Genomic DNA, 17,666 nt, shown 5'->3' on the forward strand with positions numbered 1-17,666 from the left:
AAAGTAATTGCACGCTAACCGACTAAGAATTTAATTACATATATGTTACATACCCTTTCCATAGCAGATTTTACAACATTGTCTGGACACACGCAGACTTTGTCTCTAAGCTATGAGATTTTTGGCCGTCCCCTTCACGATGCGCCTGTCATTTTAGTCAATCACGCATTAACCGGAAACTCGCATGTTTCTGGTGATGATGGTTGGTGGAATGCCATTATAGGTGACGGAAAATGTATCGATACCACAAAATATACAGTCATTTGTTTCAATATTCCCGGGAACGGTTATGATGGTTTTGTGATTGAAAATTATAAAGATTATGTCGCTCAAGATGTCGCCCGCGCTTTTATTATCGGGCTGGAACAGCTAAAAATCGACAAATTGTTTGCAATTATTGGCGGTTCTTTAGGTGGTGGTATTGCCTGGGAAATGGTCGCGCTTTCGCCGGAAATTACTGAGCATCTCATTCCTGTAGCATCAGATTGGAAATCTACCGACTGGCTGATTGCAAATTGCCAGATTCAGGAACAGATTTTGCTGAATTCCAGTCAGCCTGTACACGACGCGCGTATGCATGCGATGTTGTGTTATCGCACGCCAGAATCATTTAAGAATAAATTTCAGCGAAGTACAAATGAAGATCTTAAGATTTTTAATGTCGAAAGCTGGCTTGATCATCACGGAACAAAACTGAAAGATCGCTTTCAGCTTAGCGCTTACCGTTTGATGAACCAGTTGCTTAAGTCTATTGATGTAACACGCAATCGCGAAAATCTGAGTGACGTTTTAACACAGGTTGCGGCAAATATTCATATTGTAGGCGTAGATTCTGATTTGTTTTTTACACCTGAAGAAAATCGCGAAACCTACAAGCAACTCGCTTTGGTTAAAAATAACGTGACTTATGGCGAAATAAATTCGGTTCATGGTCACGATGCTTTTTTAATTGAATTTGAACAGCTTGAGCAATTGCTTCAGCCTATATTTCAAAGAGATCATGAAAACCAAAAACTAAAGATTTTAAAATTTGGCGGAAAATCCTTAGCAAACGGAAAAGGAATAGAAACCGTTGTCAAAATCATTGAGAATAAAATCGCAAATGGCGAGCGTATCGCTGTGGTGCTTTCGGCACGTGGTGGCGCAACAGATGAATTAGAAGAAATATTGCAAAAAGCAGCTTCCGGGCTCGATTATCAGCATCAACTGGAAGCTTTTAAAATCTACCAAAAAGGAGATTTTAATGTTGATCTCAACGAGCAATTTAAACAAATTGACCGCCTTTTTGAAGGTGTTGCTTTGCTGGGCGATTACAGCGATAAGATTAAGGACGAAATTCTTTCTTACGGAGAGATTATTTCGGTTAAACTTATTACTCAATTGCTTAAAAATAGAAATGTAAAAGCGCATTTTGCAGATAGCCGCGAACTCATAAAAACAAATGATGTTTTTGGTAACGCACAACCTATTGATAAGATTTCAAAAGAAAATGTGATCAAGCATTTTGCGGCACATAACGGCGATACAGTTAATATTGTGACCGGTTTTATCGCTTCAAACGCACAAAATCATACCACAACGCTGGGCCGTAACGGCAGTAATTATACAGCGGCTTTGCTGGCAAATTACCTGGACGCTGCAGAATTGCAAAATTACACGCATGTTGATGGGATTTTTACTGCTAATCCGGATCTTGTTCCTGATGCACAAAAAATTGCCAGACTTACCTATGGCGAGGCAAATGAACTGGCAAATTTTGGAACGACCATTTTGCACGCGAAAACTATTATTCCGTTAATTGAGAAGAATATTCCGCTGCGTATTCTTAATACGTTTAAGTCAGATGATGAGGGTACTTTAATCACGGCAAAATCGGAAGAAGAAGGCATAAAATCGCTCTCTGTACTCGATAAAATGGCTTTGATTAATCTTGAAGGTCGCGGACTTTTAGGAAAAGTGGGAGTAGATGCCAGAATATTCAGGGCACTGGGTGATCAGGGAATAAGTGTGAGTATTATTTCGCAGGGTTCTTCAGAGCGGGGAATTGGTCTCGTTGTAACGGCGGCCGATTCTAAGAATACAGTTGCTGCTTTAAAACGCGAGTTTGCCAGTGATTTCCACAGTCAGGATGTTACGCAGATCGAAATTATAGATGAGGTAGCGGTGGTTTCTATCATTGGGCAGGATTTGAGTACTTTTCATAAACCATACAGCGCGATTATAAAAAACGGAATTGTGCCGTTGCTTTTTAATAACACGGTTACCGGAAAAAATGTGAGTGTAGTTGTGCGCCGCGAAAATCTCAACAAAACACTTAATGTAATTCATGGTGAAATTTTTGGTATTGCTAAAAAAGTGAATCTTGCGATTTTTGGTCACGGTTTAGTAGGTGGAACGCTGATCGATCAGATTATAAATTCGAAAGAAAAAATAGAGAAGAGAAAGGATATCGCCTTGAATATTTTTGCGGTAACTAATTCTAAGAAAGTCCTTTTCACAAAAAACGGCGTAGAAACCGATTGGAAAAATACGTTTGCCAATGAATCAACTGAAGGTGGTGTTGATACGGTTATTGCTTTCGCGAAAGCAAATCATCTTGCAAACCTGATCGCGATTGACAACACAGGAAATAAAGACTTTATATTGAATTACACAAAACTCGTAAAGAACGGTTTTGACCTTGTTTCTTCGAATAAAATAGCCAATACGGTAAGTTTTGATTTCTACAGAAACCTGCGTAAAACATTAGCTGAAAATCAGAAGCGATATTTATACGAAACTAACGTAGGCGCTGGTTTACCGCTTATTGATACGATACGTTTACTGCATCTTTCAGGCGACAATATTACCCGTATAAAAGGCGTTTTTTCGGGTTCTTTGAGCTATTTATTCAACACTTTTTCTAAGGAAGACAGAAAGTTTTCGTCTATACTTAAAGAAGCGATCGATCAGGGTTATACAGAACCTGATCCTCGTGAAGATCTTTGCGGAAATGATGTAGGTAGAAAATTACTCATTCTTGCGCGCGAACTTGATCTGCATAAAGAATTTGAAGATGTGGAAATTGAAAACCTGATTCCCGAAGATTTAAGAGATGGTGACACAAGAGATTTCTTAAAGCGACTGGAAGAGCTGGACGAAACCTACGAGCAACGTAAAAAATCGCAACAAGCAGGTCATGTTTTGCGCTATGTTGGCGATCTTTACGGCGATTTATCAACAGATGATGGTGGTAAACTTGTAGTAAAACTGGTTTCAGTGCCACAAAATTCGGCTTTAGGGCAGGTAAATGGCAGCGATTCTATTTTTGAAATTTATACCGAGTCGTATGGTGATCAGCCACTTGTGATTCAGGGAGCTGGTGCCGGAGCAGCCGTGACAGCGCGTGGCGTTTTTGGAGATATATTAAGACTGGCAGAAAAAGATAGTTAGCGTCAGTTCGAGTAATTCATTTTAATGAATTGTATCGAGAACTGGGCATCTCTCGCAAAAGGAGAGAATAATAAGAAAGAAAAAACAATGAAAGTAACACTTGACAGAATAGACAGCGATTATCTTTTTGAAGCTAAAGGAGCTTCAGGAATACCTGTTTTGATAGATAATAAAACCCGTGATGAAGTAAAAGGCTCAAGCCCAATGGAACTTCTATTAATGGGAGTGGGAGGTTGCAGCGCTATAGATGTGATTTCAATTTTAAAGAAACAGAAGCAGGAAATTGATTCTTATCATGTAGAAGTTGAAGGTGAGCGTAAAGAAGTAAAAGGCGCTAAGCCGTTTGAGTTTATTTCTGTAAATGTTTATCTGGAAGGTGATATCGATCCTGCAAAAGCTTTGCGCGCAGCAAACCTGAGTTTTGACAAATATTGTTCGGTGTCAATCACGCTGGAGCCTAGTGTTACAATCACATATAAAATATTTTTAAACGGACAGGAATTATAATGCTTCGACAAGCTCAGCAGGACATGTTAGCTTTGATTTGTGTTTCAAACCGTTGTCCGTCTGAGCCTGTCGAAGACAATCTATTTAATTTAATATCACTATCACAATAATGAAACGATATGTCCGTCTGAGCCTGTCGAAGACCCATTCTAGATTACAACTATAAAAGCTAATTTCAGTCTGAGCTTGTCGAAGACCCATCATCAATAAAAAATTATGAGTAAGCATTTTGAAACTGAAGCGATACGCACGCAATTAAACCGTTCTGAAAATCTTGAGCACACGTCGCCTATTTATATGACGTCCAGCTTTATTTTTGAAGATGCAGAAGATATGCGCTCCAGCTTTGCTGAAGAGAAAGATCGCAATATTTATAGCCGATTTACAAATCCGAATACAACAGAGTTTGTAGATAAAATCTGTAAGCTTGAAGGTGCAGAAGCTGGTTATGCTTTTGCGACAGGAATGGCAGCTGTTTTTTCAACTTTTGCAGCGCTTTTAAATAGTGGTGATCACATTGTTTCAGCCAGATCAGTTTTTGGTTCTACGCATACTTTGTTTACAAAATACCTTCCTAAGTGGAATATCTCTACATCATATTTTAAAGTAGATGAGGTTGATAAAATAGAAAACCTTATCAAGCCTGAAACTAAGATTTTATATGTAGAATCACCTACAAATCCGGCGGTTGATGTTCTTGATCTTGAACTTTTAGGTGATATCGCAAAAAAACATAATCTCATTTTTGTGGTTGATAATTGCTTTGCGACGCCGTATTTACAGCAGCCTATAAAATTTGGTGCAGATCTTGTAATTCATTCTGCAACTAAAATGATTGACGGTCAGGGACGTGCGATGGGTGGAGTAACAGTAGGAAAATCTGATCTTATACGTGAAATTTATTTATTTGCAAGAAATACAGGTCCGGCTTTATCGCCATTTAACGCATGGATACTTTCAAAAAGTTTAGAAACGTTACATGTACGTGCAGATCGCCATTGCGAAAATGCATTAAAAGTAGCTGAATTTCTGGAAGAACATCCGCAGGTGAATTTTGTGAAATATCCTTTTTTGAAGTCGCATCCGCAGTATGAAGTTGCTAAAAAACAAATGCGTTTAGGTGGAAACATCGTTGCTTTTGAAGTGAAAGGCGGAGTAGAAGCAGGGCGAAAATTTCTAAATGCTATAAAAATGTGTTCGCTTTCTGCAAATTTAGGAGATACCAGAACAATTGTAACGCATCCTGCATCAACCACACATAGCAAGTTAAGTGAAGAAGATCGTCTTGAAGTTGGTATTACAGATGGTTTAGTACGTTGTTCTGTAGGTTTAGAACATGTTGAAGATATTATCGCAGATCTGGATCAGGCGCTAAAAGCGTAAGATGAAAGGCAATTTCGTACCTTTGCATTATGCTTTCAAAAAAGACCAAATACGGCCTTAAAGCCCTGACTTATGTCGCAAAACAACAATGTGTAGAGCCTGTACAAATAGGAGCTATCGCTAAAAGCGAAAATATTTCTCAGAAATTTCTTGAGAGTATTATGCTTTCTCTGCGAAAAGCCGGATTTCTGGGATCTCGCAAAGGTAAAGGTGGCGGCTATTATTTAAGAATGCCTGCAGAGGAGATCAAAATGGTAGATGTCATGCGTATTCTTGAAGGTCCTGTAGCGATGGTGCCGTGTGTGAGCTTAAATTTCTATGAAAAGTGCGAAGATTGCCCTGATGAAGCGACATGTTCCGTACATAGTTTGATGATTCAGGTGAGAGATAGCACCTTAAATGTGCTGAATAACAACACCCTCGCCGATATAATTAAAGAATAACTGAAAAAATCTCATTTTTTAGGTCGCATATTAATAATCAATTAAAACTTTTAAAAATTTTCCCAAAAGCCTTGTCTGCGTCGACGATGGGAGTTACTTTTGTCACAAATCCTAGTACTCCGATAGGATTTAAATATTTTTGAATGGAAACAGTAGAACATGTAAAAGAAAATCTTGATTATTACAATCAGATTTTACGAGATAAATCAGTTGAAGAAGTAATTGAGTTTGCATTAAGCATTTCTTCGCGCCCTATATTAACCAGCAATTTTGCCCCTTATTCTGCATCATTGATTCATGCAGTCAGCAAAGCGAAACCGGGAATTAATCTCGTATGGTGTGATACGGGTTTTAATACAGATGCAACTGTAGAATTCTCACAAACCATAAAAGAGGAGTTACCTGTTAATCTGTGTGTTTACAAATCTTTAGTAGATCACAATTTTGATGAGGTACCAAGTTCTGATAGTGATGAGTTTGAAGATTTCGTGAATACTGTAAAACTAGAGCCTTTTCAAAGAGCGCTAGATGAACACAATCCTGATCTTTGGTTTACTAATATAAGACGCGGGCAGACTGCTTACAGAGACACTTTAAATATTCTAAGTGTAAACGGAGAGAACATTTTAAAAGTAAGTCCATTCTACTTTTGGTCAGAACCTGAACTTCATAATTATTTGAAAGAAAATAATTTGCCTAATGAGTTCAGATATTACGATCCTACCAAGCCAAAATCTAATTTAGAATGCGGAATTCAGCTTTAAGCTGAAAAATTAAAAAAACAAGCCATGCAAAGTTTTAGAACCGAAATAGAGAATCCTGTCGTAGAACGCGATATTATAGAGCTGGAAAAAAAGATTCGTCTTTTTAAAGAGGGAAAGATTGATGAAGAGCGTTTTCGTAGTCTGCGTTTAGCGCGCGGTGTTTACGGGCAGCGGCAGGAAGGTGTGCAGATGATACGTATAAAACTCCCTTACGGTAAAGTAAAAGGAGAGCAACTTGTGCGTATTGCAGATGTGGCAGATGAATATTCTACAGGTAAATTGCATATAACCACAAGACAGGATATACAAATACATTATGTAAGTCTAGATCGCGCTCCGGAATTGTGGGCAGAACTTGAGAAAGATGATGTTACTCTGCGTGAAGCTTGTGGTAACACGGTGCGAAATGTAACAGCCAGCGAGACGGCTGGTATTGATGCCAATGAAGTTTTTGATGTTTCGCCTTATGCGCATGCTGTTTTTCAGTTCTTTTTAAGAAATCCTATCTGTCAGGAAATGGGAAGGAAATTTAAAATTTCGTTTTCTTCTACAGATGAAGATACAGCTCTTGCTTTTATGCACGATTTAGGTTTTATTCCTAAGATTAAAGATGGTGAAAAAGGCTTTCAGGTAATGCTGGGTGGCGGTTTAGGTTCACAACCTCGCCAGGCAGATTTGTTGTATGAATTTTTGCCGGTAAATAAATTGATCCCTACTGTAGAAGGTGTATTACGTATGTTTGACAGACATGGTGAGCGCTCTCGTAGATTAAAAGCCAGAATGAAATTCCTTATAAAAGATATAGGGAAGGATGCTTTTATGGCAATGGTAGAAGAAGAGCAAAAAGCACTTTCTTATCATACTTATGAAATTGACACTTCAGATTTTGAAAAACCTGTTGTTTTCAGTGATGCTGTGATTCCACAAGTTGAGATCACTAATCAAACAGCGTATGATGCCTGGAAGCGTACCAACGTTTTTGAACAAAAACAAAAAGGACTTTACGCTATCGGATTAAAGGTGAGATTAGGCGACTTTTCGACCCAAAAAGCCCGATTTTTAGCCGGTTTGATCAAGAAATATGCTTCTAATGAATTGCGTCTTACACTAAGACAAAATATTTTGCTTAGAGATATTCGCGAAGAAGCTTTACCGTTTTTCTTTACAGAATTACAAAAACACGGTTTTGCAAATCCCGGTTACAATACAACTGCAGATATTACGGCTTGCCCGGGAACAGATACCTGTAATCTTGGTATTGCTAGCAGTACTGGTATCGCAGATGTTCTTGAAGGTGTTCTTCATGAAGAATATCCTGAGTATATAAATAATAAAGAGCTTACAATTAAGATAAGTGGCTGTATGAATGCCTGTGGGCAACATAATATGTCGCACATCGGTTTTCAGGGAATGTCTATTCGTACTCCTGAAAAATTGGTTGCACCCGCATTGCAGGTTTTACTTGGTGGCGGAGTTTTAGGTAACGGTCAGGGAAGATTTTCTGACAAAGTGATCAAAATTCCCAGTAAACGTGGGCCACAAGCTTTGCGCACTATTTTAGACGATTATAAAGAAAATGCTAACGGAGCTGCTTTTCTTGATTATTATGATGATAAAGGGCAGAAATATTTCTACGAAATTCTAAAACCTCTTTCTTCTACAGATGATCTTGTGGAGTCTGATTTTATAGATTGGGGTAATAATGAGAAATATGTACAGGAAGTTGGCGTGGGCGAATGTGCCGGTGTTGTAATAGATCTTGTACAAACACTTTTGCTTGAAGCGAAAGATAAATTGGGCATGTCTATTGAAGCTTTTGAAGAGAAAAAATGGGCCGATAGTATTTATCATACTTACGCTGGTTTAGTTAACGGCGCAAAAGCATTATTGCTTGCTGAAGATGTGAAAACCAATACACAAGCAAATATTATTGCAGAATTTGATAATGCCTTTGGCGAAAATAGTGAAGTTGTTTCCGGGAAATCTTTTTCCGAACTTGTATACCAAATAAAGGAGAACGAACCTACGGCAGCTTTCGCGGAAGCGTATCTAGCCGAAGCTAACGCATTCTTCGATCGTGTAGACACGTATCGCAAAAACCAATTGGCTCATGCAAACTAAAAATCCCAGACTAACAATTGTAGGCGCCGGGCCCGGTGACCCGGAGTTGTTCACGTTAAAAGGTATTAAGGCTTTAGAAAGTGCAGATGTTGTATTATATGATGCACTGGTTAATCCTGTTTTATTAGATTATGCGCCTCATGCAGAGCAGATTTTTGTAGGTAAACGAAAGGGTTGTTATGCGTATCAACAAGAGCAGATAAATGAGCTTATTGTAAGCAGGGCAAAATCTCATGGGCATGTGGTTCGACTAAAAGGAGGAGACCCTTTTATTTTTGGTCGCGGTGCTGAGGAAATGGAATTTGCAGCTCAACAAGGTATTGAAGTTGCTATGGTTCCCGGGATTTCATCGTCGCTTGCTGTGCCCGCTTCTCAGAATATTCCGCTTACAAAAAGAGGAAGTTCAGAAAGTTTTTGGGTAATTACAGGTACCACTAAAGAGCATAAAATTTCAAAAGACGTTGCTGTTGCTGCACAATCTACTGCCACAGTTGTGATTCTTATGGGAATGAGCAAACTAGCAGAGATAGTTGCTATTTTTAGTGAGAACGGAAAACAAAATATGCCTGTAGCCATTATTCAAAGTGGTACTACGGCAGAAGAAAAAATAGGTATTGGCACGATTGAGACTATTGAAAGCATAGTTGCTGAAAATGAGTTATCAAACCCGGCCATTATAGTGATAGGAGAAGTGGTTAAAAATCGGGAGGATTTGCTCAAATATCAGGCAAATTATGCCGAAAATCAGCAGACATGGTAGGAGAAGAGCGTAATACATTATATCCGGTTTTTTTAAAAGTACGCAGTCTTAATATACTCATTGTGGGTGGCGGGAATGTGGCTTTAGAGAAACTTACTTTCTTACTAAAATCTAGTCCTGATGCTAATGTAGAAATGGCAGCGCCTTTCTTTAGAGAGGAAACGATTGCTTTGGCAAATAAGTTCAACATCAAGATGGTGAAGAAAAAATACAAGCCATCTATGTTAAAAAATAAGCACATCGTAATCGCTACAACAGATAGTGAGAAAGTTAACAGACGTGTTTACAAAGGAGCTCGTAAGCGTTACATTTTAGCAAATATTGCTGATGTTACTGATCTTTGTGATTTCTACATGGGCGGGATTGTAACTAAAGGTCATGTAAAAATCGCAATCTCAACTAATGCGCAATCGCCAACTACAGCAAAACGCTTACGTCAATTTTTTGAAGATGTAATTCCGGAAGATATTGACGAATTAGTTAAAAATTTAAATGAATACCGCAAGACTATAAAAGGTGATTTTGAAGAAAAAGTTGAAAAGCTGAATGAATTTACTAAAGGTCTTGTTTCAAAATAAATATGCATAAAATGGGTCTAAAACCCGCTAAAAGAGTGAAAAAATGATTAAAACAGATATTCTAATAATAGGGGCGGGTCCCACAGGTTTATTTACTGTATTTGAAGCCGGTTTATTAAAACTAAAATGTCACCTTATTGACGCTTTAGCACAGCCTGGCGGGCAATGTTCTGAGATTTATCCTAAAAAACCTATCTATGATATTCCTGGTTTCCCGGAAGTTTTAGCAGGAGATCTTGTGAATAATCTTATTGAGCAGGGGAAACAGTTTCAGCCTGGTTTTACCTTAGGAGAACGTGCAGAAACTATTGAGAAATTAGACGATGGTACTTTTATTGTTACCACAAATAAAGGAACAAAACACCATGCGCCTGTAGTGGCTATCGCTGGAGGTCTGGGGAGTTTTGAGCCTCGTAAACCACCTATTCCTAACATTCATAAATATGAGGATAAGGGTGTTTCTTACATGATTAAGGATCCTGAAGTTTACCGTGGTAAAAAAGTAGTAATTGCCGGTGGTGGTGATTCTGCTTTAGACTGGAGTATTTTCTTAGCAGATATCGCAGAAGAAGTGACCTTGATTCATAGAAGAAATGAGTTTAGAGGAGCTCTTGATTCAGTAGAGAAGGTACGTGAATTAAAACTTCTTGGCAAGATCAACCTTATTACTCCAGCAGAAGTTGTTGGTCTTGAGGGTGCTGAGTACGTCACAGGTGTTTCTGTAAAACAAGGCGATGAACAATATATCCTTGAAGCAGATGAGTTCATTCCATTATTTGGACTTTCACCTAAATTAGGACCTATTTCAGAATGGGGATTAGAGATCGAGAAAAATGCAATTAAAGTTGATAATTCATTAGATTATCAAACCAATATTCCTGGTATTTACGCAATAGGAGATGTGAATACATATCCTGGTAAATTGAAACTGATCTTATGTGGTTTCCATGAAGCTACGATGATGTGTCAGTCTGCTTACCAACGTATAAACCCAGGTAAGAGATATGTGCTTAAATATACTACGGTTTCTGGTATAGATGGTTTTGATGGTTCTCGTAAAGAGGCAGAGAAAGCAGTGGTACAGTCTATAGAATAAGAAAAGTTATTTTTTAAGTTAGTGTTTATAAATAAGAAAGTCCGCTCTCAAAGGCGGACTTTCTTTTGTTATTAGTTATTCAATTTGAGCTATATGAAATATCTCTTTTTATATTGATTTACAAAACCTATGAGAATATCTTTATTCAAAGGTTTAGTTATATATTGAATCACGCGATTGTAATTTTTAGCTTTCTCAACATCAAATGGGCTTGTACTAGAAGTGACAATAACCACTTTGGCATCAGTGTTTTTTTCTTCCATACGGTCAAGAAATCCCCAGCCATCAATGTCTGGCATATTAAGATCTAATAGAATAAGGTTGGGTTGATTTTCTTCTAATTTATCAAGCGCCTCCTTAGGATCTATAAAATCATATACAAACTTTGAAACTCCCGCAATGTCTATAATTTTCTTATTAATAAAATTTGTGATCTTTTGATCATCTACAAGAAATATCTTCAATTCTTTAGTGTCTATAGGTGCTGTCATTATGAAACAGAGAGTTTATCAATTTCCCCAGAACTCATCTCAATTACACTTTTAAGCGTTTCATCAAGTTCAAGTGCAGATTCTTTGAGGTATTGTAATAATTCTTCCTGCAACTGTTCCGGACTGTAAAATTCAGATATCTCAAGTAATCCCAATATTCTGCTTAAGGGCTCTCTAACGTTATGTGCGTTAAGTCTGGAGATCTCTAGTAGTTTATTGTTTTTACCTCTTATTTCCTGAGTTCTCAGGTCGATAATGTCTTTCTGATTACTGTTTATTTTTCTAATCTCTTCATTTTTATTTTCAATGATCAAAATTGCTTTTTCAAGATTCTTATTTTTAGCGTTCAGTTCTTCCTGAAGCCTTATTTGCAAATATTTAGTTGTGAAACTATCTACCAGCAGATTGAGAATCTCGACATCACTTTGATCAAAAAGCCTTATTTCATCTGTTACTACAGACGCGCATACCTGAGCTGAATTATATTGATAAAACCAGCCCCATAATTGTGGGTTCTTCATTTGAGAGCAATCTATAAACTCATCAAAACGACAATCTTCAAAATAGGTGCTGAATGGAATTTTATCACTAAGAAGTTTATTTTCAAAAGAAAATAGGTCTTTCTTGTAATTAGCGATCCAGAATTTACCCGTTTTAAAAGTGAAAATCTTTACCTTTTTTTCAGTTAGAAATATTATTCTGAATAATCTATAATCAAATAGATATTTGAGATTTTTACTTACTATTGCCGCCAGTTCATTAACATCTTTCGCTTTGCTCAAATTTCCAGAGAACTTGGAGAAAGCCTCATAGGTGATGCGGTATTTTGCTGAAGAGTCCAAGAATAGATAGAGCCTTAAACTAGGCTTTAGCTTCTAAAAGTTCGTTATCTATCTTGATACCAGAGATATCTGCAATAGTATTCAACATATTCACAAGATCAGCCTGAGCCATTAGTTCCTGAACTTCCTCTTGATCAAAACCGGCTTCTTCTAACAGATTAAAATCTTCATCTGTAATTTGAGCCGGGCGTAAAGCCGCTTTTGTTACAACTTTAATAGCAGTTCTGTAGCTTTCTGGTATCAAGCTTGAGTCAAGATCTTCAGTTACCCTAAAGCTTTCATTATCATTAATCATCTGGCTCATGCTATCTGCAAAGATGCCATGTGCCTGTGCGCAATAGTTACAACCTTTCTCGCGGGATACATTATAGATAATCAACTGTTTTAAAACGTTAGGGACATCTCCCATCATAAGGGTAGATTTAAGCTTTGCCCAGTTACCCTGAAGTAAAGTGGCGTTATTACCCTGACATTTAAACCAGTTGAGAACAAAAGGAATTTGAAGTGTCTTTTTAGTATCGTTATAGATTTCCTGAACTCGTGGTGAAGCCTCATCGTAAGAAACAATCTTAAATCTTGACGTTGAGGGATTTGATGTAATAGTAGAATCTTGCATAGGTTAAATATATTTGGGGTGTAAACATAGCAGATTTTTTATGAAAAAACTAACTGCTTGTAAGATAAGCACTGTATTTTCTTTGTTAAATATAATTTTTAACGATTTTTTAATGTTTTTAATCGATTTTCTGGTGCCATGGGATGTTTTTTGAGAAATTCCCGAGCTTTTATTTGGTTTTGTAATTGTTGTTTTACAATATTTGTTTTTTAGAAAGTTCAGCTATTTATTGAAATTTGTTATCAAGAAAGGCAGAGGGAGAGACCCGGTGAAGCCTTAGCAACCCTTACCTGTTAAGAAGGTGCTACATTCTACCATTTATTTGGATAGATAACGTTACAAGCTGAAACGGCTTATACTTCTCATCTTACTTGATAAATTTATACATACCTGCACTACCTTTGCAGGCAGTTTATTTCATTCAAATATTAAGCGCATATCTGTGCTGCTGCTTACAATAAAATATAACGAGACATGAGTAAATTAGAAAAAGCAATGAGCGAGCGTATCCTTATCCTTGACGGGGCAATGGGTACTATGTTACAGCGCTATAAGTTTACAGAAGAAGATTTTAGAGGAGACCGTTTTAAAGACTGGCAATTGCCATTGCAAGGTAATAATGACCTGTTGTCTTTAACGCAGCCCACCGCAATTGCAGACGTACACCGCAAGTATTTTGCAGCAGGCGCAGACATTGTAGAGACTAATACATTTTCTGGTACCACTATCGCGATGGCAGATTATGGGATGGAAGATCTGGTGACTGAGTTGAATTATGAATCGGCAAAGATAGCCAGACAAGTAGCAGATGAGTTTACTGCGGCAGAACCGCACAAACCCAGATTTGTTGCCGGTGCTATGGGGCCAACTAATAAGACCGCCAGCATGTCGCCAGACGTTAATGATCCCGGTTATCGCGCTATAACTTTTGAAGAACTAAGAAAAGCATACAAACAACAGGGAGAAGCTTTACTTGACGGTGGGGCAGATATTTTGCTGGTAGAAACCATTTTTGATACGCTTAACGCGAAAGCGGCCTTGTTTGCGATAGAAGAAATAAAAGAGGAGCGCGGTATAGAAATACCGGTAATGGTAAGCGGTACAATAACAGATGCTTCAGGACGTACTTTGTCTGGTCAAACAGCAGAAGCTTTCTTAATATCTATAGACCATCTGCCACTGTTATCTGTTGGCTTTAACTGTGCCTTAGGCGCAGACCAATTAACTCCGTACCTCGAGGTCGTTGCTTCGCGCGCAACATGTGCAATTTCTGCATATCCCAACGCAGGTTTACCAAATGCTTTTGGTGAGTATGACGAGAGTCCGAGTGAGATGGCAGCACAGATCAAAACATACCTTGATCGCAATCTTATAAATATTATAGGTGGCTGTTGTGGTACTACACCAGAGCATATAAATGCAATAGCAGAATTAAGCAAGAATTACAAGCCCAGAAAACTAGCTGTAGCAGTATAAAAATCGGGTAAAAAAGCATAAAAAGCAGAAAGGTTACTTATATAATGAACGATTTACAACCCAGATATCTTAAACTTTCAGGACTAGAGCCCCTGGTAATAACTCCTGAAAGCAATTTTGTAAATGTAGGAGAACGCACCAACGTAGCAGGATCTCGTATGTTCTTGCGCCTGATAAAAGAAGAAAAATTTGATGAAGCTCTTGCTGTTGCACGACATCAGGTAGAAGGAGGCGCACAGATCATAGACATTAATATGGACGATGGTCTTATAGATGGTAAAGAGGCAATGGTTAGGTTTTTAAATCTCATTGCAGCAGAACCAGATATATCGCGTGTGCCCATAATGATAGACAGTTCTAAATGGGAGATCATTGAGGCGGGTCTGCAGGTAGTACAGGGTAAATGCGTTGTGAATTCTATAAGCTTAAAAGAAGGGGAAAAGGAATTTATAGATCACGCAAAACGTATTAAAAGATACGGTGCGGCAGTAATTGTCATGGCTTTTGATGAAGTAGGCCAGGCAGATAACTTTGAAAGAAGAGTCGAAATAACACAGCGCAGCTACGATATTTTGGTAAATCAGGTCAAATTCCCGCCAGAGGATATCATTTTTGACTTAAATATATTTCCTGTTGCTACCGGGATGGATGAGCACCGCAGAAATGCGATCGATTTTATTGAAGCGACGCGCTGGGTGCGAAAAAATCTTCCATACGCAAGTGTAAGTGGTGGTGTGAGTAACGTATCTTTTAGTTTTCGTGGAAACGATAAAGTGCGTGAGGCGATGCATTCGGTGTTTTTGTATCACGCTATAAAAGCCGGGATGAATATTGGGATAGTAAATCCTGCGATGCTTGAGATTTACGACGATATCCCAAAAGACCTGCTTGATCACGTAGAAGATGTTATACTAGACCGAAGAGATGATGCTACAGAACGTTTACTCGATCTTGCCGAAACCGTAAAAGGTTCGTCTAAAGAGAAAGTGGTTGATCTTTCCTGGAGAGAAGAGCCGTTACAAAATAGAATTACAAGGGCGCTGGTAAAAGGTATAGATCAATATATTCTTGAAGATATTGAAGAAGCTCGTCTTGCATCTGCTAAACCTATTGAAGTTATAGAAGGTCATTTAATGACGGGGATGAACATCGTAGGTGATCTTTTTGGTAGTGGTAAAATGTTTCTTCCGCAGGTGGTAAAGTCGGCTAGGGTGATGAAAAAAGCTGTTGCTTATCTCCTTCCGTACATAGAGGAGTCCAAAAAAGCCCCCCAACCCCCAAAGGGGGAGCAGTACTGGCAGACGGCAGATCCTATGCTTTATGGATTAATGAAAGAGCATGTTAAGGAAATGCGGAACCAACCTACTGAAGCAGAAAATATTCTTTGGAATCACTTAAGCGGAAAAAAACTGGATGGTTATAAATTTAGAAGACAACATATAATAGGATCTTATATAGCCGATTTTATTTGTCTTAAAAAAAATCTTATTGTTGAGGTTGATGGTCTTATTCATGAACTTCCAGACCATAAGAAGAGTGATGAAGAGCGAACTGCATGGCTTGAGGAAATGGGTTACCATGTAATCCGTTTTAAAAACGAGGAGATTTTTGAGCAAACTGATAAAGTTCTCGAAGAAATTTTAGAAAAATTGAATGAAGCTCCCCCTTCGGGGGCGGGGGGGGCTGGCAAAATATTAATGGCAACCGTGAAAGGCGATGTGCATGATATTGGTAAAAATATTGTGAGTGTTGTTCTCGCTTGTAATAACTATGAGATTGTAGATCTAGGCGTTATGGTGCCGCCAGAAAAGATTATAGCTGCCGCGAAAGAACATAATGTTGAAATTATTGGATTAAGCGGACTTATCACTCCGTCGCTTGATGAGATGGTGTTTCTGGCTAAAGAAATGAAACGTCAGGATTTTACAGTTCCTTTATTAATAGGTGGCGCGACAACAAGTAAAGCGCATACCGCTGTAAAAATTGATCCGGAATATGAGAATGCAGTCGTACATGTAAATGATGCCTCGCGCGCTGTAACCGTAGTGGGTGACTTGTTAAATCCGGCTTCGGCGACAGCTTATAAAGACCGTGTGAAGGTAGATTATGCAGACTTTAGAGAGAAGTTTTTAAAACGCGGTAAAAAGAAAGAATACCTGAAGATTGAGGAGGCGCGCGAAAACAAATGGAAACTTAACTGGACCGATTTTCAGCCTTTTAAACCGAATTTTTCAGGTATTGAGGTGATAAATGATATTGACTTTAATAAGTTGGTTGAATTTATTGACTGGTCTCCATTTTTTAGAAGTTGGGATCTGCATGGTAAATATCCAGACATTCTTACAGATGATGTTGTGGGAGCACAAGCACGCGAACTTTTTGACGATGCAAAAGAATTACTAAAGCGCGTTCTTGACGAAAAATTATTGACGGGAAAGGCGATTTTTGGTCTTTTTGAGGCAAATACCATCAATGATGATGATATCGAGGTATTGCTAAAAGATGAAGAAAATAGAAATGATGAAAAGTTTATTTTCAGAACATTAAGGCAGCAAAGTAAAAAAGCCGTGGGCAGGCCTAATATTGCTTTGTCAGATTTTATTGCTCCTAAAGAAACCGGAAAAACAGATTATATAGGTTGTTTTTGTGTAAGTACTGGTTTTGGTACACAAGAGCTTGCTAAAAAGTTTGAAGCCGATCATGATGACTATAACAGCATTATGATAAAGGCGCTTGCAGACCGTTTTGCAGAAGCTTTTGCCGAATATTTGCACAAAGAAATTCGTACCAATTACTGGGGTTATGCAAGTGATGAAGATCTTACTAATGAAGATCTTATTAAAGAGACCTACAAAGGTATTCGCCCTGCACCCGGTTACCCGGCCTGTCCTGATCATCTTGAGAAACTCACGATCTGGGATTTACTTAAAGTGAAAGAAAATATAGGTGTAGAACTCACAGATAGTCTGGCGATGTGGCCCGCAGCATCGGTTTCCGGGTATTATTTTGCTAATCCTGAAGCCAGATATTTTGGGGTAGGCAAAATAAAAATGGATCAGGTAGAAGATTTCGCCTTGCGCAAAAATATAGATTTGCTAACCGCAGAAAAGTGGTTAAACCCTAATATTGCAGATGATTAATAGAGTAGTCAATTGGT

General features: G+C 38.2%; 14 protein-coding genes and 1 riboswitch. Of the genes, 11 read left to right on the forward strand and 3 right to left on the reverse strand.

What is annotated here, in order from left to right; translation table 11 throughout:
• The first annotated feature begins 42 nt into the window (after positions 1 to 42).
• The 9 genes from thrA to ACH3PA_RS09030 all read left to right on the forward strand — a co-directional run bounded on the left by thrA (position 43) and on the right by ACH3PA_RS09030 (position 11,084).
• Positions 43 to 3,432 (forward strand): bifunctional aspartate kinase/homoserine dehydrogenase I, encoded by a 3,390-nt coding sequence (gene thrA / locus ACH3PA_RS08990; protein WP_416445015.1) that lies wholly within the window; start codon positions 43 to 45, stop codon positions 3,430 to 3,432.
• A gap of 87 nt (positions 3,433 to 3,519) precedes the next feature.
• Positions 3,520 to 3,939, forward strand: coding sequence for an OsmC family protein (locus ACH3PA_RS08995; protein WP_416446633.1), 420 nt, complete (start codon positions 3,520 to 3,522; stop codon positions 3,937 to 3,939).
• 216 nt (positions 3,940 to 4,155) lie between these two features.
• Complete coding sequence (locus ACH3PA_RS09000) at positions 4,156 to 5,322, forward strand: trans-sulfuration enzyme family protein (RefSeq protein WP_416445013.1); 1,167 nt, start codon at positions 4,156 to 4,158, stop codon at positions 5,320 to 5,322.
• Between the two features lie 29 nt (positions 5,323 to 5,351).
• Positions 5,352 to 5,765: an RrF2 family transcriptional regulator gene (locus ACH3PA_RS09005; RefSeq protein ID WP_416445011.1), complete on the forward strand. Its 414-nt coding sequence runs from the start codon at positions 5,352 to 5,354 to the stop codon at positions 5,763 to 5,765.
• A 143-nt stretch (positions 5,766 to 5,908) separates the two neighbouring features.
• Positions 5,909 to 6,529, forward strand: a complete 621-nt coding sequence (locus tag ACH3PA_RS09010; protein WP_416445009.1) for a phosphoadenosine phosphosulfate reductase family protein — start codon at positions 5,909 to 5,911, stop codon at positions 6,527 to 6,529.
• Between the two features lie 24 nt (positions 6,530 to 6,553).
• Positions 6,554 to 8,650 (forward strand): nitrite reductase, encoded by a 2,097-nt coding sequence (locus ACH3PA_RS09015; RefSeq protein ID WP_416445007.1) that lies wholly within the window; start codon positions 6,554 to 6,556, stop codon positions 8,648 to 8,650.
• On the forward strand, positions 8,640 to 9,410 hold the full coding sequence (gene cobA, locus ACH3PA_RS09020; RefSeq protein WP_416445005.1) for a uroporphyrinogen-III C-methyltransferase: 771 nt from the start codon (positions 8,640 to 8,642) through the stop codon (positions 9,408 to 9,410). The genes ACH3PA_RS09015 and cobA overlap by 11 nt, the downstream gene beginning before the upstream one ends.
• Positions 9,404 to 9,988: a precorrin-2 dehydrogenase/sirohydrochlorin ferrochelatase family protein gene (locus ACH3PA_RS09025; protein WP_416445003.1), complete on the forward strand. Its 585-nt coding sequence runs from the start codon at positions 9,404 to 9,406 to the stop codon at positions 9,986 to 9,988. The genes cobA and ACH3PA_RS09025 overlap by 7 nt, the downstream gene beginning before the upstream one ends.
• Before the next feature lie 43 nt (positions 9,989 to 10,031).
• Complete coding sequence (locus tag ACH3PA_RS09030; protein ID WP_416445001.1) at positions 10,032 to 11,084, forward strand: NAD(P)/FAD-dependent oxidoreductase; 1,053 nt, start codon at positions 10,032 to 10,034, stop codon at positions 11,082 to 11,084.
• 89 nt (positions 11,085 to 11,173) lie between these two features.
• Here the strand turns inward: ACH3PA_RS09030 and ACH3PA_RS09035 are convergent, their stop codons facing one another.
• Genes ACH3PA_RS09035 through ACH3PA_RS09045 form a run of 3 tightly spaced genes read right to left on the reverse strand, consistent with a single transcriptional unit; the run spans position 11,174 to position 13,033 of the window.
• Positions 11,174 to 11,575, reverse strand: a complete 402-nt coding sequence (locus ACH3PA_RS09035; RefSeq protein WP_416444999.1) for a response regulator — start codon at positions 11,573 to 11,575, stop codon at positions 11,174 to 11,176.
• Positions 11,575 to 12,417 carry a hypothetical protein gene (locus ACH3PA_RS09040; RefSeq protein WP_416448545.1) on the reverse strand — a complete coding sequence of 281 codons (843 nt, stop codon included), beginning with the start codon at positions 12,415 to 12,417 and terminating at the stop codon, positions 11,575 to 11,577. Before ACH3PA_RS09040 ends, ACH3PA_RS09035 begins: the two co-directional genes overlap by 1 nt.
• 19 nt (positions 12,418 to 12,436) lie before the next feature.
• On the reverse strand, positions 12,437 to 13,033 hold the full coding sequence (locus ACH3PA_RS09045; RefSeq protein ID WP_416444995.1) for a carboxymuconolactone decarboxylase family protein: 597 nt from the start codon (positions 13,031 to 13,033) through the stop codon (positions 12,437 to 12,439).
• A 236-nt stretch (positions 13,034 to 13,269) separates the two neighbouring features.
• Positions 13,270 to 13,370, forward strand: a riboswitch (SAM riboswitch).
• Between the two features lie 137 nt (positions 13,371 to 13,507).
• Between ACH3PA_RS09045 and ACH3PA_RS09050 the strand changes: the two genes are divergently transcribed.
• Positions 13,508 to 14,509: a homocysteine S-methyltransferase family protein gene (locus tag ACH3PA_RS09050; RefSeq protein WP_416444993.1), complete on the forward strand. Its 1,002-nt coding sequence runs from the start codon at positions 13,508 to 13,510 to the stop codon at positions 14,507 to 14,509.
• A 44-nt stretch (positions 14,510 to 14,553) separates the two neighbouring features.
• Positions 14,554 to 17,649 (forward strand): vitamin B12 dependent-methionine synthase activation domain-containing protein, encoded by a 3,096-nt coding sequence (locus ACH3PA_RS09055; protein WP_416444991.1) that lies wholly within the window; start codon positions 14,554 to 14,556, stop codon positions 17,647 to 17,649.
• Positions 17,650 to 17,666: the final 17 nt, after the last annotated feature.

The organism is Leeuwenhoekiella sp. A2 (genome assembly GCF_047946655.1).
In the GTDB taxonomy this organism is placed as follows: Bacteria; Bacteroidota; Bacteroidia; order Flavobacteriales; family Flavobacteriaceae; genus Leeuwenhoekiella.

Excerpts from the sequence above, each read along its gene's own strand:
- thrA (WP_416445015.1), top strand. The coding sequence starts at position 43 with ATGTTACATACCCTTTCCATAGCAGATTTTACAACATTGTCTGGACAC.
- ACH3PA_RS08995 (WP_416446633.1), top strand. The coding sequence starts at position 3,520 with ATGAAAGTAACACTTGACAGAATAGACAGCGATTATCTTTTTGAAGCT.
- ACH3PA_RS09000 (WP_416445013.1), top strand. The coding sequence starts at position 4,156 with ATGAGTAAGCATTTTGAAACTGAAGCGATACGCACGCAATTAAACCGT.
- ACH3PA_RS09005 (WP_416445011.1), top strand. The coding sequence starts at position 5,352 with ATGCTTTCAAAAAAGACCAAATACGGCCTTAAAGCCCTGACTTATGTC.
- ACH3PA_RS09010 (WP_416445009.1), top strand. The coding sequence starts at position 5,909 with ATGGAAACAGTAGAACATGTAAAAGAAAATCTTGATTATTACAATCAG.
- ACH3PA_RS09015 (WP_416445007.1), top strand. The coding sequence starts at position 6,554 with ATGCAAAGTTTTAGAACCGAAATAGAGAATCCTGTCGTAGAACGCGAT.
- cobA (WP_416445005.1), top strand. The coding sequence starts at position 8,640 with ATGCAAACTAAAAATCCCAGACTAACAATTGTAGGCGCCGGGCCCGGT.
- ACH3PA_RS09025 (WP_416445003.1), top strand. The coding sequence starts at position 9,404 with ATGGTAGGAGAAGAGCGTAATACATTATATCCGGTTTTTTTAAAAGTA.
- ACH3PA_RS09030 (WP_416445001.1), top strand. The coding sequence starts at position 10,032 with ATGATTAAAACAGATATTCTAATAATAGGGGCGGGTCCCACAGGTTTA.
- ACH3PA_RS09035 (WP_416444999.1), bottom strand. The coding sequence starts at position 11,575 with ATGACAGCACCTATAGACACTAAAGAATTGAAGATATTTCTTGTAGAT.
- ACH3PA_RS09045 (WP_416444995.1), bottom strand. The coding sequence starts at position 13,033 with ATGCAAGATTCTACTATTACATCAAATCCCTCAACGTCAAGATTTAAG.
- ACH3PA_RS09050 (WP_416444993.1), top strand. The coding sequence starts at position 13,508 with ATGAGTAAATTAGAAAAAGCAATGAGCGAGCGTATCCTTATCCTTGAC.
- ACH3PA_RS09055 (WP_416444991.1), top strand. The coding sequence starts at position 14,554 with ATGAACGATTTACAACCCAGATATCTTAAACTTTCAGGACTAGAGCCC.